At 47.1% G+C, this 26,530-nt stretch carries 19 protein-coding genes, 1 tRNA gene and 1 other RNA gene; 18 read left to right on the top strand and 3 right to left on the bottom strand.

Annotated elements, in window-relative coordinates; translation table 11 throughout:
- Positions 1-7 precede the first annotated feature (7 nt).
- From dnaX to leuA, 7 genes are all read left to right on the top strand, one after another.
- A complete protein-coding gene (gene dnaX / locus HMPREF2909_RS00720; RefSeq protein WP_071414858.1) occupies positions 8-2,443 on the top strand; it encodes a DNA polymerase III subunit gamma/tau in 2,436 nt (811 codons plus the stop codon).
- An 88-nt stretch (positions 2,444-2,531) separates the two neighbouring features.
- On the top strand, positions 2,532-3,215 hold the full coding sequence (recR, locus tag HMPREF2909_RS00715) for a recombination mediator RecR (RefSeq protein ID WP_071414857.1): 684 nt from the start codon (positions 2,532-2,534) through the stop codon (positions 3,213-3,215).
- A 228-nt stretch (positions 3,216-3,443) separates the two neighbouring features.
- A complete protein-coding gene (locus tag HMPREF2909_RS00710) occupies positions 3,444-4,208 on the top strand; it encodes an aspartate kinase (RefSeq protein WP_084797179.1) in 765 nt (254 codons plus the stop codon).
- A gap of 14 nt (positions 4,209-4,222) precedes the next feature.
- Entirely contained in the window at positions 4,223-4,795 is a 573-nt protein-coding gene (locus HMPREF2909_RS00705) for an ACT domain-containing protein (RefSeq protein WP_021617212.1), read from the top strand.
- Positions 4,795-5,865, top strand: coding sequence for an aspartate-semialdehyde dehydrogenase (locus HMPREF2909_RS00700; RefSeq protein ID WP_071414856.1), 1,071 nt, complete (start codon positions 4,795-4,797; stop codon positions 5,863-5,865). Before HMPREF2909_RS00705 ends, HMPREF2909_RS00700 begins: the two co-directional genes overlap by 1 nt.
- 10 nt (positions 5,866-5,875) lie before the next feature.
- Positions 5,876-6,523 (top strand): DUF5701 family protein, encoded by a 648-nt coding sequence (locus HMPREF2909_RS00695; protein ID WP_071414855.1) that lies wholly within the window; start codon positions 5,876-5,878, stop codon positions 6,521-6,523.
- Between the two features lie 160 nt (positions 6,524-6,683).
- Positions 6,684-8,579 carry a 2-isopropylmalate synthase gene (leuA, locus tag HMPREF2909_RS00690; RefSeq protein WP_022857229.1) on the top strand — a complete coding sequence of 632 codons (1,896 nt, stop codon included), beginning with the start codon at positions 6,684-6,686 and terminating at the stop codon, positions 8,577-8,579.
- 59 nt (positions 8,580-8,638) lie between these two features.
- Here leuA and HMPREF2909_RS00685 read toward each other — a convergent pair whose 3' ends face one another.
- Complete coding sequence (locus tag HMPREF2909_RS00685) at positions 8,639-10,912, bottom strand: transglycosylase domain-containing protein (protein ID WP_071414854.1); 2,274 nt, start codon at positions 10,910-10,912, stop codon at positions 8,639-8,641.
- Positions 10,913-11,400: 488 nt separating this feature from the next.
- On the opposite strand from HMPREF2909_RS00685, the gene HMPREF2909_RS00680 reads away from it, so the two are divergent.
- The 11 genes from HMPREF2909_RS00680 (at position 11,401) to HMPREF2909_RS00630 (ending at position 25,411) form a co-directional block, all read left to right on the top strand.
- Positions 11,401-12,543: an inositol-3-phosphate synthase gene (locus tag HMPREF2909_RS00680; protein WP_021617219.1), complete on the top strand. Its 1,143-nt coding sequence runs from the start codon at positions 11,401-11,403 to the stop codon at positions 12,541-12,543.
- A gap of 114 nt (positions 12,544-12,657) precedes the next feature.
- Positions 12,658-14,688 (top strand): LTA synthase family protein, encoded by a 2,031-nt coding sequence (locus HMPREF2909_RS00675; protein ID WP_071414853.1) that lies wholly within the window; start codon positions 12,658-12,660, stop codon positions 14,686-14,688.
- Between the two features lie 36 nt (positions 14,689-14,724).
- An RNA gene (gene ffs, locus HMPREF2909_RS00670) (signal recognition particle sRNA small type) lies at positions 14,725-14,821 on the top strand.
- A 455-nt stretch (positions 14,822-15,276) separates the two neighbouring features.
- Positions 15,277-16,458: a phosphatase PAP2 family protein gene (locus HMPREF2909_RS00665; RefSeq protein ID WP_168165251.1), complete on the top strand. Its 1,182-nt coding sequence runs from the start codon at positions 15,277-15,279 to the stop codon at positions 16,456-16,458.
- Positions 16,459-16,617: 159 nt separating this feature from the next.
- Positions 16,618-19,395: a type I DNA topoisomerase gene (gene topA, locus HMPREF2909_RS00660; protein ID WP_071414852.1), complete on the top strand. Its 2,778-nt coding sequence runs from the start codon at positions 16,618-16,620 to the stop codon at positions 19,393-19,395.
- A 6-nt stretch (positions 19,396-19,401) separates the two neighbouring features.
- Complete coding sequence (tmk, locus tag HMPREF2909_RS00655; RefSeq protein ID WP_022857372.1) at positions 19,402-20,034, top strand: dTMP kinase; 633 nt, start codon at positions 19,402-19,404, stop codon at positions 20,032-20,034.
- Positions 20,027-21,178 carry a DNA polymerase III subunit delta' gene (locus tag HMPREF2909_RS00650; protein WP_071414851.1) on the top strand — a complete coding sequence of 384 codons (1,152 nt, stop codon included), beginning with the start codon at positions 20,027-20,029 and terminating at the stop codon, positions 21,176-21,178. The genes tmk and HMPREF2909_RS00650 overlap by 8 nt, the downstream gene beginning before the upstream one ends.
- A gap of 102 nt (positions 21,179-21,280) precedes the next feature.
- On the top strand, positions 21,281-21,835 hold the full coding sequence (locus tag HMPREF2909_RS00645; RefSeq protein WP_026472697.1) for a YbhB/YbcL family Raf kinase inhibitor-like protein: 555 nt from the start codon (positions 21,281-21,283) through the stop codon (positions 21,833-21,835).
- A 135-nt stretch (positions 21,836-21,970) separates the two neighbouring features.
- Positions 21,971-23,497 (top strand): C69 family dipeptidase, encoded by a 1,527-nt coding sequence (locus HMPREF2909_RS00640; RefSeq protein ID WP_049216106.1) that lies wholly within the window; start codon positions 21,971-21,973, stop codon positions 23,495-23,497.
- A 206-nt stretch (positions 23,498-23,703) separates the two neighbouring features.
- Positions 23,704-25,224 carry a formate--tetrahydrofolate ligase gene (locus tag HMPREF2909_RS00635; RefSeq protein ID WP_071414850.1) on the top strand — a complete coding sequence of 507 codons (1,521 nt, stop codon included), beginning with the start codon at positions 23,704-23,706 and terminating at the stop codon, positions 25,222-25,224.
- 113 nt (positions 25,225-25,337) lie between these two features.
- Positions 25,338-25,411 (top strand) — tRNA-Lys (locus tag HMPREF2909_RS00630).
- A 60-nt stretch (positions 25,412-25,471) separates the two neighbouring features.
- Here the strand turns inward: HMPREF2909_RS00630 and HMPREF2909_RS09730 are convergent.
- Positions 25,472-25,912, bottom strand: coding sequence for an SDR family oxidoreductase (locus tag HMPREF2909_RS09730; protein ID WP_256375678.1), 441 nt, complete (start codon positions 25,910-25,912; stop codon positions 25,472-25,474).
- On the bottom strand, positions 25,872-26,249 hold the full coding sequence (locus tag HMPREF2909_RS09725; protein ID WP_256375677.1) for an SDR family NAD(P)-dependent oxidoreductase: 378 nt from the start codon (positions 26,247-26,249) through the stop codon (positions 25,872-25,874). Before HMPREF2909_RS09725 ends, HMPREF2909_RS09730 begins: the two co-directional genes overlap by 41 nt.
- Positions 26,250-26,530: the final 281 nt, after the last annotated feature.

The raw sequence follows: 26,530 nt of genomic DNA, 5'->3' as shown, positions 1-26,530 counted from the left end.
TAGAGCCATGGCATTAGCACTGTATCGACGTTACAGGCCTGATACTTTCGATGGAGTTATTGGGCAAGATCATGTTACGCGACCATTATCTCGCGCATTAGATGAGGGTAAGCTTACACATGCCTACCTTTTTTCGGGACCTCGCGGTTGTGGTAAAACGTCATCAGCGCGTATTCTGGCACGCTGTATTAACTGTGTGCACGGTCCAACCTCACATCCATGCGGTGAATGCGAGAGCTGCAAAGACTTATCGACGAGTGGTCCAGGATCTATTGATGTGGTGGAAATCGATGCGGCTAGCCATGGCAGTGTTGATGATGCACGTGAATTGCGTGAACGAGCAACTTTCGCTCCAGCACGTGACCGTTACAAGATTTTTATTCTGGATGAAGCTCATATGGTAACTGGAAGCGCATTTAATGCACTGCTGAAAATTGTGGAAGAACCACCTGAGCATGTGATGTTTGTTTTTGCCACAACTGAGCCAGATAAAGTTATTGGTACTATTCGTTCACGTACACATCATTATCCATTCCGATTGGTTCCACCAGAGGTGATGGGACCATATTTGGAAAGTGTGTGTGAAAAAGAAGGTATTCAACCGGAAGCTGGTGTGCTCAAGCTAGCCATGCGAGCGGGCGGTGGATCTATGCGTGATACCTTGTCCGTGCTCGATCAGCTGATGGTGGGCTCCATTGATGGAACTATTACCTATTCTGATTCTGTTGCACTGCTTGGTTTCACGCCTGATGGTCTTATTCGCGATGCCATGAACGCGATTATTGAGCGTAATGGTTCAGACCTGTATGGCGTTATTGAAAAAGTAGTAACGGGCGGTTTTGATCCACGAAAATTTGTGGAAGATTTACTCGCCTACGTGCGCGATTTGCTTGTTTTAGCTATTGCTGGACGAGAAGCTGAATCAGCCTTAAATATTGGACAATCTGAGCAGGTTACTCAGGATATGCAACACCAAGTGGAGCGTCTTAACTTGCATCAGCTTGACCTTATGGCTCAGCGCATTAACACTGCTTTAGCTTCTATGAGCGGAACTATGTCTCCGCGCATGCGTTTGGAACTTTTAGCTGCACAGCTTCTGGTTGCTGAACAACCGATGCACACAGTAGCAGCATCTGCAGCTCCAAGTGCACCGGCGTCTAGCTCAGCGCGACTTGCTCAATCTGAGCAAAATCAACAAGCGCTGTCCCCACGTGCGAGGGCAAGAGCTACTCAGCAAGCGCAATCTGCGCCGCAATCTCAAAGCGTTCACGAGTCTCCTGCTGAACAGATTGTATCTTCTTCAGTACAGCAGAATCAGGCTACTGAAATTCCTGAAGTACAGGTGAAACCAACGCCAGTATCAGCGCCAGTGCCAAAACCTGCGCCATCAGTCAGCCTCAATCCTGACGAAGCTCAAAAACAGTGGGATATTCTCATACAATGCTTACCGCAAAAGATTCGCTCTGTGGTAAGCAGCGAGCACATTCCACAGGTGCAGTTGCAGGAACGCACAGGACGTCATCTTATGATGCTGACCTTTGCTAATCCATTAAGTCAGCATGCCTTCGGTCTAGCCGTATCGAGTGAACCAGTGCTGGGCGAAACAACATTGCAGAAAATTCTCAATGCAAAACTTGCAGAGCATTATGGAGCTCCGGTAGTTGTGGCTCCTGCGCCGCGAACAGCTGACGGTCAAACGGTTACGCCATTGCGTAATTTAACACCGGCTCAGCGTGCACAGGTAAAAGCTCAAGTAGCACAAATGGCTGCCCAAGCAGCATTAGCCAATATGCGCACTATGAGCAATGGCACACATGCAGGAGATAGTTCAGATAAGCCAGCGCGAGGTAACCAGGATGCTGACGCAGATAACTCTGACCATGCTGCTGAGCAGAATGCTTCACCAGTAGGCACGTCAACAGGCAACAGCATAGATCCTTGGGCTAACGAGGTTAGTAATCATTCCTATGGTCAAGAAGATACAGGCTTAGCACAAGAGCAGAACGCTGCTGCATATGCGCAAGCTACACAGACTGAGGATTCTGCTAAAAAAATGGCTGATAAGGCTGATGATGCCTCTCTTGATTATTTTATGCATGGGGACAGCTCAGTTCTCGCTGAGGCGCAGGACGTGTCTCAGGAGCATGCGAGTGTGGGCAACACTAACGCTGTGCATTACGCGCGCAGGAATAATGTCGGGAATAATGAGGAAGCTGCTGTTGTGCGCGCAGCTGAGCAAACCGAGAAGCCTGCTATAGAGCAGACCTCTGCTGCCCATCCTGAGCCGCAAGTGAGCGCTGAAGACGATCAGTATTCTATGGATGATGAGCAATTAGAATCTCAAGCTACGCTCAGTGTTCAGGATATTGAGAAGATTTTTAACGCGAAAAAAACCGTTGAATTTGCTGCAGACGATGAACGCAATCCTGCCAAAGCGCAGTAAAGCAGTATAACGCTTACCGAGCAGAACCTCGTCAAAAGCAAACGCAGCACAAGAAGCATGAGAGAAAGAATACAAGAGGAGAAAATACGTGCCAAGCACCTATGATGGAGCAATCCAAACGCTCATAGATGATTTTGCCAAGCTTCCAGGTATTGGTCCAAAAGGAGCGCAGCGCATTGCTTTTCATCTGCTGTCTGTAGAGGAATCGCAAGCTCAAGAGCTCGCTCAAGCCATTATCGACATGCGCGAACGCGTGCGTTTCTGCGAAATATGTGGCAATGTGTGTGAACAGAGTCCTTGCCCAATATGTGCGGATCCTCGACGTGACCATACCACTATTTGTGTGGTTCAAGAGCCTAAAGATGTGATGAGTATTGAACGCACACATGAATTCCGCGGGGTGTATCACGTTCTGGGTGGTGCTATTAACCCTATGGCTAATGTTGCTCCTCAAGATTTGAATATTGCTGCTCTTGTGCGTCGCATGCAGGAGGCAGAAAATGCTGCACAAAGTGCTCATAATTCAGAGGAAAATGAGCAGAACTTAAGTCACGCGCACAGTGAGGCAGATAATCAAGGTATTCAAGAAGTGATTTTGGCTCTCAACCCAGATATTGAAGGCGAAGCCACAACAACATATTTGAGTAGACTGCTTGAACCAGTGAGCATAAAAATAACTCGTCTTGCCAGCGGTCTTCCAGTCGGAGCAGACCTTGAATATGCCGATGAAATAACCTTAGGACGCGCGCTCGCAGGAAGGCGCAGCGTATAAGCGTTACGTGGCGTTGGTCTATCGCAAACAGTAAGCGCTCGCCGAGCGAACTAAAGTCCAACGGTGCCGAGCGAACTATGATCCAGCGCAATCAAAAGTTGCTAAAAAATATGGCGTTATCTCACCAGCTGGCTATAGCACATGCAAAACACGGGAGAAATCAATACAGTTGCGTAAGATAAAACTACCAACAGATTTCAATCACGGTTTCAATCAGATGGGATTGATGTGGATCTTATAGTACAGAAGTATGGCGGTTCTTCCGTAGCGGACGCAGAATCTATTAAGCGCGTTGCTCGCCGTATTATCGAAACTCAGAAAAAAGGTAATGATGTAGTAGTTGTGGTCTCCGCGATGGGAGACACCACAGATGAACTCATTGATCAGGCTCTGAGCATCGACTCGAATCCTCCTGCACGTGAGATGGATATGCTCATGACTGCAGGTGAGCGTATTTCCATGTCTTTGCTTGCAATGGCTATTCACGCACAAGGCGAGAAAGCGCATTCCTTTACAGGATCTCAGGCTGGTTTCATGACCGATACTCAGTATGGAGCTGCTCATATTCGTGCTGTTAAGCCAGACCGTGTGAAGGCAGCGATTAGCAATGGCGAAATTGCTATTGTCGCAGGCTTCCAAGGCGTTAATTCACGAGGTGACGCTACTACTTTGGGGCGCGGTGGATCCGATACATCTGCAGTTGCTTTAGCTGTGGCTTTGGGTGCAGATGTGTGCGAGATTTACACGGATGTTGACGGCGTGTTCACAGCAGATCCTCGTATTGTGCCAACAGCTCAGCGCATTGAATCCATTACGTATGATGCGATTTTGGAAATGGCAGCATCGGGGTCGAAAGTTTTGGCTTTGCGTTGCGTAGAATACGCTCGCCGTTTCCAGATGCCTATTCATGTGCGCAGCTCCTTCTCTAAGCGTAAGGGAACTATTGTGCTGGGCACATATGCAGATTTAGATTCCATTCCAAACCGAGATTAGTACAAGGAGATCTCATGGCAGAAACATCAATTGGTGATATTTTCCCAGACATGACCGGACCAGAGGCTCCTATTATCTCTGGTATCGCTCATGATAGCAGCGAAGCAATGGTAACATTGCGCGGTATTCCAGACCGTCCTGGTCGCGTAACCGCAGTGTTTAATGGTTTAGCTGAAGCTGGCATTAATATCGACATTATTGTGCAGGCCTTGGCAGCCACAGATCCCGATCATGCTGTGGCAGATATTTCCATTACTTTCCCTGAATCGCAGCTGCGTAAGGTGCAGGAATTCATTGACACACACAAAGACGAGTTGGAATACAAAACTGCTGACGTCAATACGCAGATTGGTAAGATTTCGCTGGTAGGCGTGGGCATGAAAACACATTCGGGTATTACCGCTCGCTTCTTCCAGGCACTGTCTGATGAGTCGATTAATGTGCTGATGATTTCCACCTCGGAAATTCGCATTTCAGCTGTTGTTCCACTGGAAGACTTAACCACCGCTGTGCGCAGCGTACACACAGCATTTGGTCTGGACGCGCAAACTATTGAAGCTGTTGTTTATGGAGGTACTGGTCGCTAATGGTACAGATTAACGAAAAAGGCGTAAATATCGCTGTTTTGGGAGCTACCGGTCAGGTGGGCATGGTGATGCGTTCCATCTTGGCTGAGCGCAGCTTCCCAATTAAAGACTTGCGTTTCTTGGCATCTTCTCGCTCAGCAGGTCAGGTGTTGAACTTTGAAGGCCATGATGTGGTAGTAGAAGATGTGGCTACCGCAGATTTAAGCGGCATTGATACTGCTATTTTTTCCGCTGGTGGTGGCACCTCTAAAATATGGGCTCCTCGTTTCGCTGAAGCTGGCGCCTACGTTATTGACAATTCTTCGCAATGGCGTATGCATGATGATGTTCCTTTGGTTGTGGCTGAGGTTAATCCAGAAGATTTGAACGATGTGCCAAGCCGTATTATTGCAAATCCTAACTGCACCACGATGGCGGCTATGCCTGCGGTGAAGGTATTGCACGATAATTTTGGATTGAAGCGTTTGGTGGCATCCTCGTACCAAGCTGTTGCTGGCGCGGGCCGTGATGGTGTGCTGCAGCTGGTTAATGAGGCTAAGGCAGCTCTTGACCAAGGAGCAGACCAGCTTGTGTTCGATGGCTCGGCTATTGCATTCCCTGAGCCTACTAAGATTGTGAAGACAATTGCATTCAACGCTGTGCCGTTTATTGGGGCGATTGTGGATGACGGTAGTGAGGAGACGGATGAGGAGCAGAAGTGGCGCAATGAAAGCCGCAAGATTCTGCATATTCCAGGCCTGCTTGCTGCATGCACCTGTGTGCGCGTGGGAGTCTTTACGTCTCATGGCATGAGCATTCAAGCTGAGTTCGAACATGATGTTACTCCAGACATGGCTCGAGAAGTCTTAGCTGATGCTCCAGGTGTGGAGCTTATGGATATTCCAACACCTCAGGAGGCTGCGGGTAAGGATCCAAGCTTTGTGGGTCGCATCCGTCAGGATCAGTCTGTAGAAGGCAAAAAGGGCTTAAGCTTCTTTATTACCAACGACAATTTGCGTAAGGGCGCAGCATTGAATGCTATCCAAATTGCTGAAGTCGTTGTTTCCAAGCACTTCGCAGATCGCGTGTAAAATTTATTGCATGGCAATTCTTAACGTAGTAGCTCGACAGACGGTTCAGCAATTGAACCGCCTTGTTGAATTAGGATATGCAGATGTTGCAGATTTGAGCCACGCAGAGTTTCGAGCTTTAGCGCAGCCTCTTATGGCGCTACTTAATACGGATCAGTACGAAAATTTGGGCGAAAATATTCTGTTGGTTCCTACCCGCGAACTCGTTTCCCCTGAATCTTTGATTGCGCGCACTGCTGTTGGTCGTAACGCTGGTTTTACTACTATGCCTCCGCGCGATATTGCTAGCTTTTTACCTCAAGAAGGCTGTGAACCTCCTGAAGGGCCTTTTTATATCGTCTGCGATCCGCATACAGGAACTAAGTACGTCAACCGTGAACCAGACGTTGCGCGTAAACTGATTGACTCTGATAATAAATTGCCGCTGACCTTAGAAGAAGGTTTAGCTATTGCCACCCAACATCCTGATTGGTTGACAGATAAGAACGGTTTTAACCTTATTGGTTCGCGCAGTGCTGATGGGCGCGTGCCAAGCGTATGGATTAGCCAGAACTCTCCTCGTTTAGGAGCTGTATGGCCAAATTCGCGTCATACCTGGTTGGGCAATGCCTTCTGTGGAGGACGTTTAGGAAGCCCGTTATCGCATTTTATGGCGTAAAGCATTCTCATAACATTGCGAAAAATATTTCTTATGTCGGAACACGACGGTCTTTTTCCTAGCCTAGCCCGTACAATGGAACACACAATTTCACGTAACATATGCATGAAATTGCGTACATAATAACCATATAATTACTCGTTATTCGTAAGGTAGGGCAATGACTAATTCAGTATTTGACTTAGCACCACTGGCAGCAGCTTCAAATGGTGGGAATAACGATCCTCGATTGCCCAAGCAGCGTTATGTTGGCTGCCCTCAGCGTCCAAGTCGTATGCCATACACCAAGTATGTTTCTTACGATAAGCAGGTTCCTTTCGAATATCCTCAGCGCACATGGCCAGATAAGAAACTGCAACGTGCTCCTCGCTGGTGTTCAGTCGATCTTCGCGATGGTAATCAATCTCTGGTTAGTCCAATGGATTCAGAACGCAAACTGCGTTTTTGGAACCTCCTAATCTCTATGGGATACAAGGAGATTGAGGTGGGCTTCCCATCGGCATCCGAAACCGATTACAACTTCATTCGCATGCTCATCGAACGCGATCTCATCCCCGACGACGTCACCATCGCCGTACTCACACAAGCTCGCGAACATCTCATCCGCAAAACATATGAGGCTCTGCGCGGTTGCAAGCGCGCCATTGTGCACTTTTATAATTCCACATCTGTACTCCAGCGCGAAGTAGTATTTCGCAAAGGAAAAGAAGGCATTAAGCAGTTAGCAGTGGATGCTGCGAAACTGTGCAAAGAACTTGAAGGCGAAGCCGATAATATCGATATTTCCTACGAGTACTCACCAGAATCTTTCACCGGAACAGAACCTGAGTATGCTTTGGAAGTCTGTGATGCCGTTGTAGACGTTATTCAGCCAACGCCAGAGCATCCTATGATCATCAATATCCCGGCCACAGTCGAAATGACCACACCAAATGTGTTCGCCGACCAGATTGAATTCCTCGACCGCAACTTAGCAAACCGCGAGTCTATTGTGCTCAGCCTGCACCCACACAACGATGAAGGCATGGCAGTAGCCGCAACCGAGCTGGCTTTGCTGGCTGGCGCAGATCGCGTTGAAGGTTGTCTTTTCGGCAACGGTGAGCGCACTGGTAATGTGGATCTGTGCACTGTGGGCTTGAATCTGCTCGTTCAAGGCATCGATCCTCAGATTGATTTCTCCAATCTGCGCGAAGTACGCAAGATTGTGGAATATTGCAATCAGATTGAGCTGTCTGAGCGTCATCCATATATTGGAAACTTCGTGTTTACAGCCTTCTCTGGTTCTCATCAAGATGCAATCAAGAAGGGTATGGAAGCTCGCGAGCTTGCCGCTGCCGAGCAGAACGCAGATCTGGATAGCTTCCTGTGGCAAGTTCCATATCTGCCTATCGATCCAAAGGATGTGGGCGGCACCTACGAAGCAGTTATTCGTGTAAACTCGCAGTCTGGTAAGGGCGGCATGGCGTACCTGCTTAAGGTTAATCACAATCTTGATCTGCCTAAGCGTTTGCAAGTCGAGTTCGATCGCGTTGTTCAGCGTTATGCTGATCAGACCAAGCGTGAAGTGAAGGACGAAGATATTTGGCGTCTGTTCAAGGACGAGTATCTGCCTGTGGAGGAGAGCGGTAAGCATGCTGCCCTCGCCGATACTCAGGCAGATGATGGTCTGAAGGTGTGGGGACGTTACCGTCTGCTGGGCGCTAATATTATGTCCGATGATTCTGGCCCAGATACCGTAATTAAGGTGAAGATTCAAGATAACGGTTTGCCAGGAAGTGAAGACGAGCCAACTATACGTCAGATTTCTGGTGTGGGTAACGGTCCAATTGCTGCTTTTGTGAATGCGATTTCTGTGCTGGGCGTTACTGTGTCTGTGCTTGATTATGCAGAACACGCTTTGAGCGCTGGTGGAGATGCTGTAGCAGCTTCGTATGTTGAATGTCAGATTGGCGATGCTCCAGAAGATCGCATTATTTGGGGCGTAGGTATTGATTCCTCAATTACTACCAGCTCGCTGAAGGCTATTTTGTCTGCTGTGAACCGCACGCTTCGATAAAAATTACAGATTCTAAAAGAAAGGTCGGCTTCTCTAGTGAGAGGCCGACCTTTTTCTATTTAATTATTTGTTGGCTCGCCCGTGCCAGGCGTTTGATTTTGATTCTGTTGATTTTTATTTTGATTTTGTTGATTCTGCTGGTTTTGCTGATTATTATTCGACTGCTCGTTCTGTTCAGAAGAGTTACCGTTATTATTCGAGTTTTGCGAATTTTGTGGCGTATTGTTCTGTGGAGACTTTTGTGTCGAGGAGTCATCGTCCTTAGTGTCTTTAGAGTCATCGTCTCGACGAGCCTCCTGACGTTGCACAGAACGTCCTAATCCCCAAGAACCATCAGAACCGCCCACAGTTCCTTGATTTTTTGGAGTAGGGAAGGCTTCATCAGCAACACCAGATAAGGCTTGCTTCATATAGCGAGCAAATAATACAGCAGGGTAACCGGTACCGTTTTCATAAGCGCCGAAAGTTGGCACCACTTCATTCGTTTGACCGTCATCACTTGGATTCCAAATCGCAAAACCGGTCACTACATGACGGCTAAAACCAACAAAACTTAAAGCAGTGCTGTCATTTGCTGTACCAGATTTACCTGCTAAAGTCTTCCCCACGCTTAGAGCAGCGCGACCTGTACCCGATGTAATAACGGCATGTAAAGCCTGCGTTGTTACTGCTGTTGTATCGGAATCAAAAACTTGACTTCCTTTTGTACTTGCTGCATAAATCGTATCACCACTGCTAGCGGAAGTAACAGATCGCACAATGTGCAAAGTATTTTTTACTCCATCGTGAGCAATGGTTTGATACGCCTGAACCATTTCACTCACATGCACAGCATCAATACCCAAGGTATTATACGGAGAATCTTTTTGAATACTTGATTTTATTCCTGCTTGTTGTGCGATTTCAGCAGTCTTTTGCGGTGTTATTTTTTCATTGAGATCGACAAAAACAGTATTCACGGAGTTCGCCGTTGCCTGGGTCAGCGTAATATTGCCAAAACTCTGGTTTCCATAGTTGGATACAGGTTTAGATAATCCTGCAAACGAACGTGGAGAATTACCATTAAACATGGTGTTCAAGCTCACGCCTTGTTGCACAGCTCCAATAAGGGTGAAAGCCTTCATAGTAGATCCAGCTTGATAGTACGCTTGCGTGGCGTTATTCAACTGCTTCGTATTGTAATCGCGACCGCTATAGATAGACAAAATCTCGCCTGTATCGACGTCCGCGCTCATACCTCCTACTTCAACAGTTTCAGGAAGAGTTCCATCACCATTGCCCACAGTTTGCATTTGCGCTTGCTTATCTTTATCAATCGTAGTCGCAATCGAATAACCACCGGTCATAATCTGATCGTCAGTAAATTTACCGGTGTTAATCAACTCATTTTTCACCATAGTCAGCAGATAGCCTTTATCGCCAGCATATTCATCTGTTGTTGAATTAGTAATGGTTTCAGGGAATTGAGCGTTCTTCGCATCCTCGGAACTAATATAACCGTCTTCCTTCATAATCTTTATAACGCGGTTAAAACGTTTCGTTGCTGCGGTTTGATCTACAGCAGGATCCCATATAGAAGGAGCAGGAATAATCCCCGCTAACATAGCTGCCTCGGAAGAAGTTAAATCTTTAGCGTTCTTTCCAAAGTATGCTTGAGCAGCAGCCTGAATACCATAAGCTCCACGACCCCAATAAATCGTATTTAAATATCCGCACAAAACAGTGGATTTATCTTGAGTCTGAGCAATTTTCAGAGCGAGTAATGCCTCTTTGAGCTTACCCATATAACTTTTTGTTTCGCCTAAATAATAACGTTCCGCATATTGCTGCGTAATAGTTGAACCACCCTGACGCGAACCTGTGGTGATGTTGTTGAACAGAGCTCGTCCAATACCCTTAAAATCGATACCGCTATCGGTCCAGAACGTGCGGTTTTCGGACGCAACAACAGCATTGCCCACATAATCAGGCAGAGTAGAGCATTGAATAATCTGACGGTTTTGCTGCGAAAAGCTGCCAATCGGCGTAGTTCCGTCATTGTAATAGACGGTTGTTTTCTGACTTAACGCGACTGATTCAGGGCTAGGAATTTTAATCATGGCATAAGCAACGCTTAAACCACCTATGCCCAAAATAAATAATCCTAAAAAGCTAAAAAGAAGATATTTAAGAATAGGGCGCTTTTTGAGCTTTTTTGCTGCCGTACGACGATGAGAGCGAGGACGAGAGCTGACCGCTGTAGAGCGGCTACCTGCTGTAGAGCGTGTAGAACGAGTACTGCGCGTGCTACGGGCGCTGCGAGATGTCTTATCGCTTGATTTCTTACTAGCCATTCATCTAAGGCTAGTCTTCATCCGTGAATTCTGTTGATAAAATCCGCTAAATGCGCAAGACGTTTACGCTACTTTTACACAAAAACATGCTTTCTGAGTTTTTACTGAGAACTTTATGTATACTACGGCGATAATGTATGAAAGAGCGGTGGTAGGGCGCCGATAAAGCGATGGTTGCGTGTTGAAAGATTGGTAATAGCGCGGTGATAGCGCAATGATAAGCACACGATAAACGCATGAATAAGAGTATTTTCATTGTGTTCATTCGGTGAATATATTGTGCTAAGCCGTCATCTATAGTGGCACTCTCATACAGTCCTAGTACTCTTTAATAAGGGTAGTGAGTGTACTTGTACTTGTGAAGCTTGAAACTAGATTGACGCTAGCTTGCTCGTTTTGAGTGATGTGAAACTGGTGGCTCATAATATCTAGTGGAAGCTAGAATATGGCAAGTTTCATGAAGAGTATTGTTAATGTAAGGAAATTGAATGGTCATTCGCGTAGCCATTGCGGGCGTGGGAAACTGCGCGTCATCACTTGTTCAGGGCGTGGAATATTACAAGAACGCTCAGGATGATGAGAAAATCCCCGGCATTATGCATGCTAATTTCGGAGGATACCGTATTCGAGATATTGAATTCGTAGCAGCCTTCGATGTGGATGCCGCCAAAGTAGGCTCTGACTTAAGCGAGGCAATTTTTGCTTCCCAAAACAACACCTACACTTTCAGTCAGGTTCCATCCCTGGGTGTAGAAGTGCAACGCGGTCCAACCTATGACGGTTTGGGCACGTATTACCGTGAAATGATTGATGAATCAAGTGCAGCAGAAGTGGATGTGGCACAGGTACTTAAAGATAAGCACGTTGATGTGCTCGTCTCCTATCTGCCCGTCGGCTCGGAAGAAGCCGATAAATTCTATGCATCAGCAGCAATAGAAGCCGGATGTGCTTTTGTTAACTGTTTGCCAGTATTTATTGCATCTGATCCGCAGTGGGCGCAAAAGTTCCGTGATGCAGGCGTTCCTATTGTGGGTGACGATATTAAAAGTCAGGTGGGTGCCACTATTACGCACCGCACTTTAGCTCGCCTTTTCGAAGACCGTGGCGTGCGCGTTGACCGCACATACCAGTTGAATGTGGGCGGCAATATGGACTTTATGAATATGTTGCAACGCGACCGTTTGGAATCTAAGAAGATTTCTAAAACACGTGCTGTAACCTCAATTGTTCCTCACGAGATGGAGGAGCGTAACGTTCATATTGGTCCTTCCGATTACGTGGCATGGCTTGACGATCGTAAGTTTGCTTTTGTTCGTTTGGAGGGAACGACCTTTGGTGATGTTCCTTTGAGCTTGGAATATAAGCTTGAGGTATGGGATTCTCCAAATTCCGCTGGCGTGGTTATTGACGCTATTCGTGCGGCAAAAATTGCGTTGGATCGCGGTTTAGGAGGCCCTATTTTGGCTCCAAGCGCTTACTTTATGAAGTCTCCAGCAGTACAGTATGAAGATCATGAAGCACGCGCACTAGTAGAACAGTTTATTACTGGTCAGGTAGAAAATACTGCAGCTCAGCTTAATGCAGACATTGCTCAAGCACAGGCTGAAGGTAAAGATGTGTGGCACGCTTAGCTCAGTGTGCAACTAGGGTGCAGGGCAGCATAAGGAGCCTGTCCTGCACTTTTACATACACAGCGGGAGTTGTTGAGAAAACCCTTTGAAGTTTAGGTAGAATATGGTGATTGTATGAAAAAGCGTAAAGAATCAAAAAATAGTATGATTCGTGCATTATCACGTGCATTTTCGCGTCATGATTTTAGCTCATGGAGTTATGCCGCGTGGTTCTGTCTAATCAATCTTTTTGCCATCGTAATTTTGCAGTGGGGTATTAACGATACCAACGCTGTGAGTAATTCTTTTGCATTTGTTGGTAAAATTTTCCTCGGTAAGTTTGAAGTAGTTAATGAGTTTCTTCTTACTGGTTTGGTGTATTTTATTGTGATTATGCTGGTGAACCGTTTTTGGCTTGCCACACAAATTTTCCTTGATATTTGTATTTTTATTACTGTTGTTGAGCGTTTTAAATTAGAGTCGCGTTCTGAAACGATTCTTCCTTCTGATTTGGGTTTCGTGACGGGCGGTAAAGCACGGAACTTAGCAGGATGGATGCCTGATGATGCTTTATGGATTATTGTGGGCGCTGTTATTTTAGCCATGATTAGCACTGCTTTGTTCTTGATTATTGGGCATAGAGATACGAGAAAGAGCGTTGTTCGTAGTAAGAAGTTTCTTGTGCGCTCGGTGAAGCGTGTGGTTGCTGCTGTGGTGGCTTTTAGTTTCTTGTTTGCTTTTGTGATGTCTATGGCATCTGTGGGCTCGTGGTCGAATTCTATGTTGGCATTCTTTGGTGACTCACCAAAGTTGTGGGATTCTAAGATTGATGCGCAGAATAATGGTACGGCTGTGGGTTTTGCTCGTTTGCTTAATCCGAAGGTGATGGATAAGCCTGCTGGGTATTCTGAGAAGACGATGAAGCAGATTGCTTCTCGTTATGCGCATAATGCGCAGGAGTTGAATGTGCATCGCAGTGCTCGTTTGAAGGATTCGACGGTGATTTATATTTTGTCGGAGTCTTTCTCGGATCCCTCTCGTGTGCCGGGGTTGAAGGTGAGTAAAGATGTGATGCCTTTTGTGCGTGAGCTTAAGTCGAAGACGACGTCTGGTTTGATGTTGTCGTCTGGTTATGGTGGTGGTACGGCTAATTTGGAGTATATGGCGTTGACGGGTTTGTCGATGAGTAATTTTGCTCCGTCTTTGAGTTCTCCGTATCAGCAGTTGGTTCCTACGCAGAAGTGGTCTGCGAGTGTTAATCAGTTGTGGGGTGAGCAAGCTTCGTTGGCTTTTCATCCGTATCAGTCGAATATGTATTCGCGTAATATGGTGTATAAACGCTTTGGATTCTCGCAGTTTAGTACTTTGGATGGTCCTTTGTTTATTTCTCCAACTACTAAGTTGGGTACTTCTCCATATGTGTCTGATAAATCAACGTATATCTCTATTTTGGATTCTTTGGAGAAGGTTGATCAAAGCCCTCATTTCTATCAGGTTGTGACCATGCAAAACCACATGCCGTATAAGAATTATTATGCGAATAATGAAATTAAGGCAGAAAGCACTACGGGTACACCGTTAGAAGATAGCGAGAAATCCTCAATTGAAACCTATGCCAAGGGCATGGAATATACTAATGGATATACTAAGGAATTCCTCGAACAGTTGGATAAGCTGAATCGTCCAATTACTGTGGTGTTCTACGGTGACCATCTGCCAGGTGTTTATAAGAGTGCTGCTAAGGACGATAATAATTCTGTAGCTTTGCATGAGACTGATTATTTTATTTGGTCGAATAAGGCTTCTGGTGTGGATAATGCTCAGGCAGCTGAGAAAGCAACGAATAGCGCGTATACCTCGCCTAACTTCTTTACTGCTCAGTTAGCTGAACACTTGAACGCTAAGGTGAGCCCATATATTGCCTTCTTAACAGCACTACACGCCAAAGTTCCAGCAATGGAACCTCCAGTAGTGAATAAGATTCAAGGATGGAGCCGTATTCCTGATGGTCAAGCTCTGTACTTGGATAACGAAGGTAACTATTTGGACGTATCACAGGCTGATGCGCAAACCAAGCAGTTGTTAGAAGATTACAAGTTTGTTCAGTACGATTTTACAGCTGGAAAGAACTACTTAAAGAATACGGACTTTATGAATATTTCATAGACTCGTGGTGTAATTCGCGAGGGTCGTGTATACTAGCAAAAGCTCCCATGTGGCGATATGTCACCCAACTCCCCCAGGGCAGGAATGCAGCAAGGGTAAGTGACCTCTGTCGGGTACGTGGGAGTTTTCTTTTTCTCCTGATGCGCTGTTAGTATCTTTCTGCGCAATCGGGGCTTTACACTGTGTTCAATTCGAGGGGCTTTTACTCTCTCGCATTCTGCTTGCTATGACAATTAAAGATGGAACACGGTGTTTTGAATGCTCGGTAAAAGCTTTACCAAGTAGAGTAACTGGTAGGTACGAACGATACAGCACATGGGAACGCGCGTGCGATAATGTTTGTAGTTAGGCTTAGCGCAGATGACCCTCAAATCTCAAGCTTCCTAGACCGAAAGCATGAACCATGAGCTATACACTTGAAAATCTAAAGAAAGAACAAAAAATCTCACAACACAGCTCCCCACAGTCAGCGGAACTATGTCGTAAGACATGAGCTTCAGTACCATACTGTATATCGTATGTTCATATTCAGTGCTGATTTTCAGGTCTTCCTGCGCACATCGAAGTAATCGAGTACTGTGTACTCACATGGCAGACGAAATGAATAATCAGAACGCAGAACACCAAGGCGCAGGCGAGACCGTCAATCCAACGATGGCAATACCTGCTCCTCCGAGCCAAGTTAGCCAGCAGAAAAACGAGATATTGATGCCTTCTCATAGAGAGGAAAGCAACAATTCCAACGAGCAATCTTCGAACGCGAGTGATGATAACGCGCTCAATACTAAAGCATCCACAGAAGCCACAGCGAAGTCTGCAGCCAACATCAGCTCTCGAGATCGTGGTTCCGACGAATATTTGGCCACTCATCCGCGCGTCAGCGCTGTGGTATCGAGCATTGTTTTTGCCGTTCTAGGATTAGTAGCATCAGCTGCAGTGTTCTATGCCGGCGTATGGACTCTGCCTGGTCAGCGTTTCGATAGCTGGATGTGGTCAGATATGTCTCGTCTCTTCCCGAGCATTGAATCGCTGGCTCCATCATTATTCACTGATTCGCGGTGGATTATTGTGGCAAGCGTTGTGATGATTGCTCTTGCTCTGCTCGTTGCCGTTGTGCGTAAGCGTTTTTACACCTTCGCTCTCACTGTTGTTTTTATTATTGCCGCCTTTGTGAGCTCTTACGGTTTGAAGCGCGTGCTACCACGCCCAGTTTTGGATGCATATATTCCTGATCCTGCGAACTCTGCGCCGTCTGGACACACTGCTTTGGCTACTATTGCCAGCGTATGCCTTGTTTTGTGCGTGCCTCGCGTTTTGCGCGCTATCTGTGCTGTATGGGCAGTTATTTTTACCACGTCTGTGGGAATTATGGTGATTTACGATAATTGGCACAGACCAACAGATTCCATTATGGCCATTCTTTTAGTTGTTTCTTTGGGACTTTTAGCTATGGCATTTACGCGCGCCTCAGGTATGGATGAAGTAGGAACGCGAAAATCCAGTGTGAGCATTCAAATTACTGCAAGCGTGTTGATTGTTGTCGGAGCGTGTGCTATGGGTTACGGAGGTTATGTGTTAGCACAGATTTATCCTGTTGTTCAGTACCGTCCTGACGCGCTCTCTCTGTATGGCGTGTACGCCACGATAGCACTGATTGCTGGTTTTTCGTCCTTTATGTTTGGATTACTGCTTGCAATGCGTCAGGCCACGGCATCTCCATTAACACGTTTTGGATTGCTGGGCAAACCTCCTGCGCCTCCCCGCGCGTAACTCATAAGAGGGAATAACACTCAACTCGGCGCGTCTGCTTGCGTATAAGCGGTGAAGATAAGACACCGATGAGGCGCTTTTGTCGAGGCGCGTGCATAATAAAGAACTGAGTGTGCAATGCGTGGCACACACATAGCGAATCGGAAAGTGGAGCAGAAAATGGCTAAAGGACAAAAGCTCGTAATCGTCGAGTCGCCTACCAAAGCGCGGAAAATTGGCGGTTATTTGGGTGATGACTACACAGTGCTCGCATCTGTGGGTCATATTCGCGACCTTGCCCAGCCTTCTCAGATTCCTGCATCCGATAAAGCTGAGTACGGTAAGTTCGGCGTGAACGTCGATGATGGTTTTAAGCCGTACTACATTGTGGACGATAATAAGAAGAAAACTGTTAGAGAGCTTAAAGCAGCTTTGAAAAAAGCTGACGAAGTTTTCCTCGCAACTGATGAGGATCGCGAGGGAGAAGCTATTGCATGGCACTTGGTAGAAACGCTAAAACCAAACGTGCCTGTTAAGCGCATGGTTTTTCATGAAATTACCAAGTCAGCTATTGTTGACTCTCTCGAACATACCCGCGATGTAGACGCACATATGGTTGATGCTCAGGAAACTAGGCGTGTGCTCGACCGTTTATACGGTTATGAGCTTTCGCCAGTATTGTGGCGCAAAGTAGGACCAGGTCTGTCTGCTGGTCGTGTGCAGTCCGTTGCTACACGTTTGATTGTGGAACGTGAACGCGAACGTATGGCTTTCGTAAAGTCAACCTATTGGGATATCTCTGCTCAGGTGAGCGCTGATGCTTCCCAAGACGCTTTTACAGCACGTTTAACTCAGCTTGACGGTACGCGCGTTGCTGGTTCGAAAGATTTTGATGAGAACGGCGTATTAACTGCTGCAGCAGAGAAAGATGGCGTGATTGTTGTAGACGAAAAGACTGCGCAGAACTTATCTGAGGCTCTAAAAAACACTGATTTTGTTGTGGAATCAGTAGGTTCTAAGCCATATAAGCGTCGCCCTTTACCTCCTTTTACCACATCGACCTTGCAGCAGGCAGCAGGTAATACTTTAGGAATGTCTTCTCGTGCAACCATGCGTGCAGCTCAAGGGCTGTATGAAAACGGTTATATTACCTATATGCGAACCGATTCGGTGACCTTATCGAGTGAAGCAATCTCTGCTGCTCGTCAAAGTGTGGAAGAAGAATGGGGAGCTCAGTATTTATCTGAGAAGCCTCACCAATACGCCACTAAGTCTGCCGGTGCACAAGAAGCGCACGAGGCTATTCGTCCAGCAGGTTCGCATTTCCGTAATCCTGCTGATTTAGCAACGAGTTTGCCAACTGATCAGCTCAAGCTGTATACGCTTATTTGGCGTCGTACTTTGGCGTCACAAATGGCAGATGCCACAGGCTTTACCGCTACTGTAGAAATGAATGCAGTAACCGCAGATCAGGGCACAGCTACTTTCCATGCCAGCGGAACTGTTATTGAATTTCCTGGTTTCCTTGTGGCTACACGTCTATCAACGAGTAAGAAGGATGAGCAAGAAACAATTCTGCCTCCACTATCTCAAGGTGATGTGCTTGCGGCACAAGAGGTAGAACCTCAGTCGCACGAAACTCAGCCTCCAGCGCGATACACGGAAGCCTCCTTAGTGCGCACTTTGGAAGCTAAGGAAATTGGTCGCCCATCTACATATGCCAGCATTATTTCTACGATTATTGATCGCGGATACGTATATGAACGTGGACGAGCTCTTATTCCATCATGGCTTGCTTTTGCTGTGATTAAACTGTTGGAACAAAACTTCCCACAATATGTGGATTACGCCTTCACCGCTCAAATGGAAAACGGTTTAGACGGTATTGCCCAAGGTCAGGAAACCGGTAAAGCATGGTTAACGCGCTTCTACTTTGGTGATGGTGATGACTCGGCTTATTCATCTGAGCAAGCTCATAAAGGTCTGCATGCTCAAGTCTCTCAATTAGGTGAGATTGATGCGCGCGAGATTAACACTATTCCTGTGGGCGATGGTCTTGCTGTGCGCGTAGGACGTTATGGTCCATATTTGGAAGATACAGACAATCTTGATGCAGAAGGTAAGCCAAAGCGTGCAAGTCTGCCAGAAACCATCGCTCCCGATGAACTGACTCAAGAGGTTGCACGCGATCTTATTGATAATAATTCAGGTGGTCCTCGAGTTCTGGGTGTTCACCCTCAAACAGGAGGAACGATTGAAGTGCGTAACGGACGTTTCGGTCCTTACGTTGCTCTCATTGCCGTGCCAACGGGTGACGAAAAAGTCGATAAAGCGAATAAACCAAAAATGGCTTCGCTGTTCAAAACAATGACTCCTGATGCTATCAGTCTGGACGATGCAGTCAAACTGCTCGATCTGCCGCGCGTTGTGGGAACTGTTGAGCAGAAAAACGAGGAAACAGGCGAAACTCAGAAGGTCGAAATCCTTGCCAATAACGGTCGTTACGGTCCATACCTCACGAAAACTGGTGTAGACGGTAAAGCTGAAACGCGCTCGCTAAACTCGGAAGACGATATTTTCACCGTAACAGTTGAACAGGCTGAAGAGTTATTTGCTCAGCCAAAGTATGGTCGCCGTACTCGTGGAGCTGCCAAACCTCCTCTGCGCGAACTCGGTCCTGATCCAGATACAGGTAAACCAGTCGTTATTAAAGATGGTTTCTATGGCATGTATATCACGGACGGCGAAACAAACCGTACCGTACCAAAGCAATATACGGCTGAATCCATAGAACCAGAAGTTGCTTTCCGTCTTCTTGCAGAAAAACGTGCAGCAGGTCCGCGCAAGCGTCGCAGCACAAAAGCAAAGTCTTCCGCAAAGAAAACAACTACAAAGAAAACAACAGCGAAGAAAACTACTGCTAAACGCACAACGAAGAAAAGCACAGCCAAGGAGTAATAAACAATGACGAAAGGTTTGTTTATTTCCTTCGAAGGCGTGGACGGCGTGGGTAAAACCACCCAGCTGCACAGACTGCGCGATTATATTGAGTCGCGAGGAATTAGTGCAGTAACGACGTTTGAGCCAGGCGGCACTGAACTTGGAAAAGATTTACGTCGCATTCTTCTGCACGGCGAGGATGTGTCTGACCGTGCAGAAGCGTTGTTATATGCTGCAGATCGCGCTCAACACGTAGATCGTTTTATTCGTCCAGCACTCGAACGCGGTCAAGCTGTGCTAACGGACCGCTATATTGATTCGTCGATGGCGTATCAAAGCGGTGGGCGCGAACTGTCTCGTGCGAACGTGCTTGAGCTATCTCAGTTCGCTACAGCGGGGCTATGGCCGCAGCGCACATATGTGTTGGATATGAGTTTTGAACAGTCACGTGCTCGTCTCACAGGTGAGCTTGATCGTTTAGAGTCTGCCGGCGAAGACTTTTTTGAACGTACACGCGCAGCTTTTCTTCAGATTGCAGCTGAGAATCCTGAACGTTGTGTGGTTATTGATGCCTCTCGCAGTATTGACGAGGTGTGGAACGATATTCGCTGCGATATAGACGCTTTGCTTGCTCAGCGCGGGACTGATCATGAGTAGTGGCGTTTGGCAATCCATTATTGGGCAACAGCCTGTTGTTGAGTTATTGTCTCGCGTGGCACGCTCACCAGAACATATTACGCAATCATGGCTGATTTGTGGACCTGCTGGTTCAGGACGCTCGAATGTAGCGCGTGCTTTCGCGCAGGCTCTCAACTGTCCACAGGGCGGATGTGGTCAATGCGATACGTGCAGACAGATTGATGCCGGAACTCATCCGGATGTGACCACGCTGACCACAGACCGCGTGAGCATTACGATTGATCAGGTGCGCGAGCTGAGCGCCCACGCGGAACAGATGCCTGCGCTGTGCCCGTGGCGCATCATTATTATTGAAGATGTTGACCGTATGAGCGAGCGCACAACAAATGTGTTGCTCAAAGATATTGAAGAGCCAAGTGACCACACGTTGTGGATTCTGTGTGCTCCATCAGCCCAAGATGTGTTGCCAACTATTCGTTCACGCACGCGCATTGTTAATCTCGCTGTTCCACCAGTGGATGCTATTGCTGCGTTTTTGCAGGAGAGCACAGGTGTGGATGCGCATAAAGCTAAGCAATTTGCGCGCTTGGCTCAAGGTCATATTGGCATAGCACGTCTGTATGCTACCCAGCCGGAAGCTGTGCGCATGCGCAATAATATTGTGGATAATCTCGTTTCCATGACGCGCACCTCTCAAGCTGTTTTGCTCGCTCAAGAGCTGTGTGCTTCTGCACAAGACCAAGCGCAATCCAGTATTGATGCGCAAGTGGAGGTACAGCAGAAAGAATTTCGCCGTTCTCACGGTTTGGCTGATGATGATCTGATTGATGCTTCTGTGCGCTCGCAATATAACGCTATTGGCAAAAAAGATGATGTTAAACGTCGAGTAACACGTTTAAGTCGCGATGTGGTAGACCGTGCTTTAACTACGATTGCCAGCGTATATCGCGATATAGCAGTTATTCACAATAATGCAGAAATGGTTAGCGGTCTTATTAACCAAGAGTTTTCAGAAGAAATTGCTGTCATGTCGGTGCGCGTATCTCGTCAACATGCTGTTGATGCTATACAACGCATTGATGTAGCGCGTCGCCGTATTCACGGCAATACACCACAGTTATTGGCTATAGAGGCTTTGCTAACTTCGCTGATTAATGCGTAGTGGGGAGCGTTATAGCGTAATGGAAGCGCGTAAAAGTATTACATACATCGCATACTCCACGTGTTGCCTAGCGCATTCCGTGCCACGTGGCATACTGGAGATATGAAGATTTCTGCCGATTTTACGCTAATGCCCGATACTTATGGCAAGTTCGCTTCACAGAATCATAAAACGGATGGATACCCAACCACATCATTTCCGTTTTATATCGATCAGTTAAATCCTGCTGTACGGTATTTGCACTGGGAATTTGTAGATGATGATGCTATTCCTGTCTGTGGTTTTCAATGGATTCACTGGGCAGTGGCGAATATTCCGGTAGACGCGCTTATGTTTGATTTTAATGATTCTCACGCTCTACAAATACCTGAAGATTTCTCACGTCAATTACCATCACTTATTCCTGAAGCTGTGCAAGGTCGCACCTCAGCAGGCAGTAAAATTGCTCAGCAAACTAATCCTGCAGTTATCCATCGCTATAACGGTCCGCAACCTCCTGACCGCGATCATGATTATAAGTTATGCGTGTACGGAACAGCTCAGGCTTTCGAGGGTTTTGAGGACGGTTTCTATCTTAATCAGTTACGCAATGCTGTGTTCCGCACAGATGCAGTCATTGATTATGGAGAAATATATATTCGCTCTCGTGCGCAGTAAAGCGTATCAGCAGAGCGTATCGAGTAAAGCTGAAAGACGCAGTGCTCTTCAATCAAAAAACGTCATACTCACCGAACTAAATAAAACAGAGAAGTAAAAGCCAAAAGTAAAGCAGCCGCTACAGAAAGGAATTCTATGCCTTGCACCACTATTCTTGTCGGTAAGAATGCAAGCTATGATGGTTCAACTATTATTTCACGTAACGAGGATTCCTCGAACGGTGAATTTACCGAAAAAGAGTTTAAGGTTGTTCAGCCAGACGATCAGCCTCGTCACTATAAAAGTGTTATTTCTCATGTAGAGATTGATTTGCCAGATAATCCGATGCGCTACACTTCTGTGCCAGATGCCTTACTGAAAAATGGTTTGTGGGCTGAGCATGGCGTGAACGAGAAGAACGTGGCTATGAGTGCTACGGAAACATTGACTTCTAACGAGCGCGTGCTGGGTGCAGATCCGCTTGTTGAGCTTGTTCCTGCTCGCGATGGACAGCCAGAAATTCCTGGTGGTATTGGTGAAGAAGATATGCTCACCATCGTTCTTCCTTATATTTCCTCGGCACGCGAGGGTGTGGAACGTTTGGGTGCTTTGCTCGAAGAGTTTGGCACGTACGAGATGAACGGCATTGCTTTTAGCGATGCTGAAGAAATCTGGTGGCTCGAAACAATTGGCGGTCATCATTGGATGGCTAAGCGTGTGCCAGATGATTCCTATGTGGTCATGCCAAATCAGTTGGGCATTGATGAGTTTGATTTAGATGATGCTTTCGGTGATCAGGATGAGCATATGTGCTCTGCTGATTTACGTGAGTTTATTGAAGAAAATCGTTTAGATTTGGCTGTAGAAAACGCTAGTGCGTTTAATCCTCGTTTAGCTTTTGGTTCTCATTCTGATTCTGACCATGTGTATAACACTCCACGCGCTTGGTGGATTCAGCGCTTCTTTAATCCTTATGACGAAGATTGGGATAGTCCTCAAGCATTGCATACGCCTATGAGCGACGATATTCCATGGGCTCGTCAGCCAGAACACAAGATTACGATTGAAGACGTCAAGTATGCTTTGAGCGGTCATTATCAGGGCACTGCTTACGATCCGTATGCAAAGAACGGTTCCGAAGCTACGCGCGGACAGTTCCGTTGCATTGGTATTAACCGCAACTGCGATTTGTGCATTATTCAAATCCGTCCATATGCTCCTGAAGCATCGCGCTCTATTCAGTGGACTGCTTATGGTTCAAATCCATTTAATGTATGCGTGCCTATTTTTACGAATATTGATACGATTCCTGCATACTTGACTGGTACAACCGAAACAGTTGATACAGCGCATAACTTCTACTGGGCAAACCGTGTGATTGCTGCTTTAGCTGATGCTCGCTTTAATGAGAACAGCGCGCATATTGACCGTTACGCGCAGAAAACTGGGGCAGCAGGAGTAGCTACAGTTATTGCTGCTGATAAAAAGATTGCTGCTTTTGCCGCTGCAGAAGGCTCTGCTGCTGTTGAGAACACAGAAGATAAGCGTGCGCGTTTGATTTTGGAAGCTGCGAACCAGTCGATTTGCGACATCGTTGAGAAAGAAACCAACGATTTGCTGTCTAAGGTGCTGTACACCACAAGCATGTCGATGCACAACGCTTTCTTCATGTCGGATAATTAGGATAATTAGAAACGGCGGTTAGGCTGACTGATGGCGTAGGGCTGACTGATACTGAAACTTCTCGGACGGCTCAGCGCTGACGGTCGGTTACTGGTCGATGGTCGGCGTGTGGCTGAGACGGATAGCGGCGGAAAAACGCGGTTCTGCGCCTTCGTAATCAAAATAAAAGACTTGCAACACCTACACCCACACAGAAAGGTTGCACGATGTTAACGGGAAAGCTCTCCTCCTATTCGAGTGCTTATGGCGAACTCATGAAGATTGATGCTTTCGCCTTCCTCAAAGAAGTTCAGGGTCATCCTGAGCAGTTCAAAAAGGGTAAAGTTGTGCTGGTTACAGCAGCAACACCTTTGAAAGCTTCACGCGGTGAAGGAAAGACCACAACCACCATTGCTTTGATTGATGCATTGCGTCAGCGCGGTATTGATGCGGCTGCAGTACTGCGTCAGCCAAGCATGGGTATTACTGCCGCTGGCTCGAAAGGCGGTGCTTCGGGTGGCGGTAAGTCTACACTGTCTCACCCAGAAATTGCTGACTGGGGTTTGACCGGTGAAATGGCTCGCATTGCAGATGCGCAGAATCTGTTGGTTGCTTTCTGTGAGAAGGCTGTTGACGATGGCATTCTGTCTGAGGTTTTGATTCCTCGTGTATCTGAAACTCCAAGCCGTTCTTTGCGTTCCGTGAAGACAGATGGTGGCAAGTTGGCTGAGCGTTTTGTGCTGACGCCTGCTAGTGAAATGATGCAGATTGTTGTGCTGTCTCGCTCGGTAGATGAAATTGTGCAACGCATTGGCAATATGACTGCAGGTTTAGCTCCTGAAACTGGCAAGCCAGTGCTTGTTAAGGAATTTGTAGATATTGAGCGTATTGTACGAGTTATTGGTAATGCTGTAGATCCTGCTTATATGGAGAGCTCGGAAGGCTCGCCTGTCTACATTCATTGCGGTCCATTCGGTAACGTATCTCTTGGTATTCCGGGCTTGGTTGCTGTGGATATGGCATGTGCTTTGCACGATGTTGTTGTGGTTGAGGCTGGATACGGCGCTGATGCTGGTGGTCAGAAGTGGCTCGATGTTGCTGCGCGTGAGTATGGCGCACAGTGGCCAGCTGCTGCGGTGGTTGTTACCCGCGCTACCACATGGCAAGACGATCCGGCATTGCAGTGGCGCTACCCATTTGCTGTAAACCGACTCGAGGATTTGGGTATTCCTTCCTTCCCTATGATTAACTTGTGGGAAGGCGAAGATGATGAGCTTCCAGCGCTGCGCCAGACTGCGGCAACACTTGGTTTCCGTGAACCTATCGCTGGCAATTTGTGGCGAGACGGTGGAGCAGGATTGGCTTCTCAACTCGATGCGTTTATTGAGGCTGTGTCGGCCGCAGATCCGGATGCTCGTCCAGAAAGTAAGAGTGGCGAGGACTTCCTCGATACCGTACGTTGGGTAGCTGAGAAGGCTTACGGCGTTCCAGCTGACCGCGTGATTGAGAAGGACGGTTTCGCATCGATTTTGGCTGCCGAGAAGGATCGCGCTGCAGCTTTGGGTATTGATTTTGATGCGCTGGCTGTGCTTGCTGTGAAGTCTCCAGCAACCATGACCGATAACGATGCTCTGCCAGAGAGCGAACGCACGGTTACGCTCAAGAAGGTTGAGATGCATACCGGTGCAGGCGTGGTACACATTAACTTAACGACTTCTTTGACCACTCCAATGCCAAAGATTGTCTAGGGCTTGCTGATTGATTGAGCGCAAATGCGATGCGAAAGTTTTCCTCTTTCGGCGTGTCGTATTTGCGCTTGATTATTTTCTGAGTATAGTAGTTACTCGTTGCGATAAGCAGCGCCCCTTTAGCTCAGTTGGTTAGAGCAGCGGACTCTTAATCCGCGTGTCCAGGGTTCGAGTCCCTGAGGGGGCACAAAATTTAAGGGCTTCTTCTTTCGAAGAAGCCCTTTTGCTTTATCTAGCAAGCACGAACTCAGTGGAACTGCATACCGCCATCAACTTCCAAAGTGTGGCCGGTAACGTAATCGGAATCAGAACCTGCCAAGAAGGAAATAGCAGCAGCTACATCTTCAGGCTCGCTCAAACAACCCAAAGCAATATCCTTCGAGAAGGTGCCCATACCCCACTCGTCATCCTTACCAGCGTTTACAGCAACCTGGTGAGCGATGTCCATCATCATTGGAGTCTTTACGATACCTGGAGCGTATGCGTTAACCAAAATGCCTTCTGGCGCGAGCTCTCGAGCAGCTACCTGAGTAATACCGCGGATAGCGAACTTGGTGGAGCAGTAGAGCATAAGGTTTGGATTACCCACAACACCTGCCTGAGATGTTGCGTTAATAATCTTTCCACCATGACCGAGTTCACGGAACTTACGTGTTGCAGCCTGAACACCCCCACATGGTTCCTGCAATGTTAACCTTCGTAATCAGCTCGAACTGTTCAGGGGCAACCGTACCCACTGGAGTTGTTGGAGCCAAGCCTGCGTTGTTAACGATAACGTTAAAATCGCCAAGCTTGTCTGCAGCCTCATCCACAGCTGCATCTACAGCAGCCTGATCGGATACATCCAACTTAATAGCCAAAGCGGTGCCGCCGTTAGCGTTGAGCTCGTCGGCCAGAGCTTGAGCACCTTCCAAGTTGAGATCTGCAATAGCTACAGCAAAACCATCTGCGCTTAAACTACGAACAGCAGCCTCGCCAATTCCTTGAGCTCCACCTGTTACCAAGGCAACTTTCTTATCTGCCATATGTGCTCCTTTGTGAAAACACTTGTGTTACCTGTCTATATACACAAGTTGTATGCTTAGCGGTTCGTTCCGCTTTTACTTAGTTTAGTCCTTAAACTTAAAGAAGCTGGGTGTGTCCATAATCTGTTCAAACGATTGACGCTGGCGTTTAAGGATGTGCGACACGCCGTTGGGGGGTTGTGTTTGTTGGGTTGTGGGTGTGTGGGTTGCGTGGTTTGGTGTGGTGGTGTATTGTTTTTATTCGCTGCCTGATGCGGCTGATTCTCTTCGGTTTGGGGGGG

Origin of the sequence: Alloscardovia sp. HMSC034E08, assembly GCF_001813415.1 — a bacterium.
GTDB classification, from domain to species: Bacteria; Actinomycetota; Actinomycetes; order Actinomycetales; family Bifidobacteriaceae; genus Alloscardovia; species Alloscardovia omnicolens.
This window is presented reverse-complemented; position numbering and strand designations above follow the sequence as displayed.

Coding starts and splice junctions, on each gene's coding strand:
- HMPREF2909_RS00650 (WP_071414851.1), top strand. CDS start 20,027: ATGAGTAGTGGCGTTTGGCAATCCATTATTGGGCAACAGCCTGTTGTT.
- topA (WP_071414852.1), top strand. CDS start 16,618: ATGGCTAAAGGACAAAAGCTCGTAATCGTCGAGTCGCCTACCAAAGCG.
- HMPREF2909_RS00685 (WP_071414854.1), bottom strand. CDS start 10,912: ATGGCTAGTAAGAAATCAAGCGATAAGACATCTCGCAGCGCCCGTAGC.
- HMPREF2909_RS00700 (WP_071414856.1), top strand. CDS start 4,795: ATGGTACAGATTAACGAAAAAGGCGTAAATATCGCTGTTTTGGGAGCT.
- HMPREF2909_RS00695 (WP_071414855.1), top strand. CDS start 5,876: ATGGCAATTCTTAACGTAGTAGCTCGACAGACGGTTCAGCAATTGAAC.
- HMPREF2909_RS00665 (WP_168165251.1), top strand. CDS start 15,277: ATGGCAGACGAAATGAATAATCAGAACGCAGAACACCAAGGCGCAGGC.
- HMPREF2909_RS00675 (WP_071414853.1), top strand. CDS start 12,658: ATGAAAAAGCGTAAAGAATCAAAAAATAGTATGATTCGTGCATTATCA.
- tmk (WP_022857372.1), top strand. CDS start 19,402: ATGACGAAAGGTTTGTTTATTTCCTTCGAAGGCGTGGACGGCGTGGGT.
- leuA (WP_022857229.1), top strand. CDS start 6,684: ATGACTAATTCAGTATTTGACTTAGCACCACTGGCAGCAGCTTCAAAT.
- HMPREF2909_RS09725 (WP_256375677.1), bottom strand. CDS start 26,249: ATGGCAGATAAGAAAGTTGCCTTGGTAACAGGTGGAGCTCAAGGAATT.
- HMPREF2909_RS00645 (WP_026472697.1), top strand. CDS start 21,281: ATGAAGATTTCTGCCGATTTTACGCTAATGCCCGATACTTATGGCAAG.
- HMPREF2909_RS00635 (WP_071414850.1), top strand. CDS start 23,704: ATGTTAACGGGAAAGCTCTCCTCCTATTCGAGTGCTTATGGCGAACTC.
- HMPREF2909_RS00705 (WP_021617212.1), top strand. CDS start 4,223: ATGGCAGAAACATCAATTGGTGATATTTTCCCAGACATGACCGGACCA.
- HMPREF2909_RS00640 (WP_049216106.1), top strand. CDS start 21,971: ATGCCTTGCACCACTATTCTTGTCGGTAAGAATGCAAGCTATGATGGT.
- dnaX (WP_071414858.1), top strand. CDS start 8: ATGGCATTAGCACTGTATCGACGTTACAGGCCTGATACTTTCGATGGA.
- HMPREF2909_RS00680 (WP_021617219.1), top strand. CDS start 11,401: ATGGTCATTCGCGTAGCCATTGCGGGCGTGGGAAACTGCGCGTCATCA.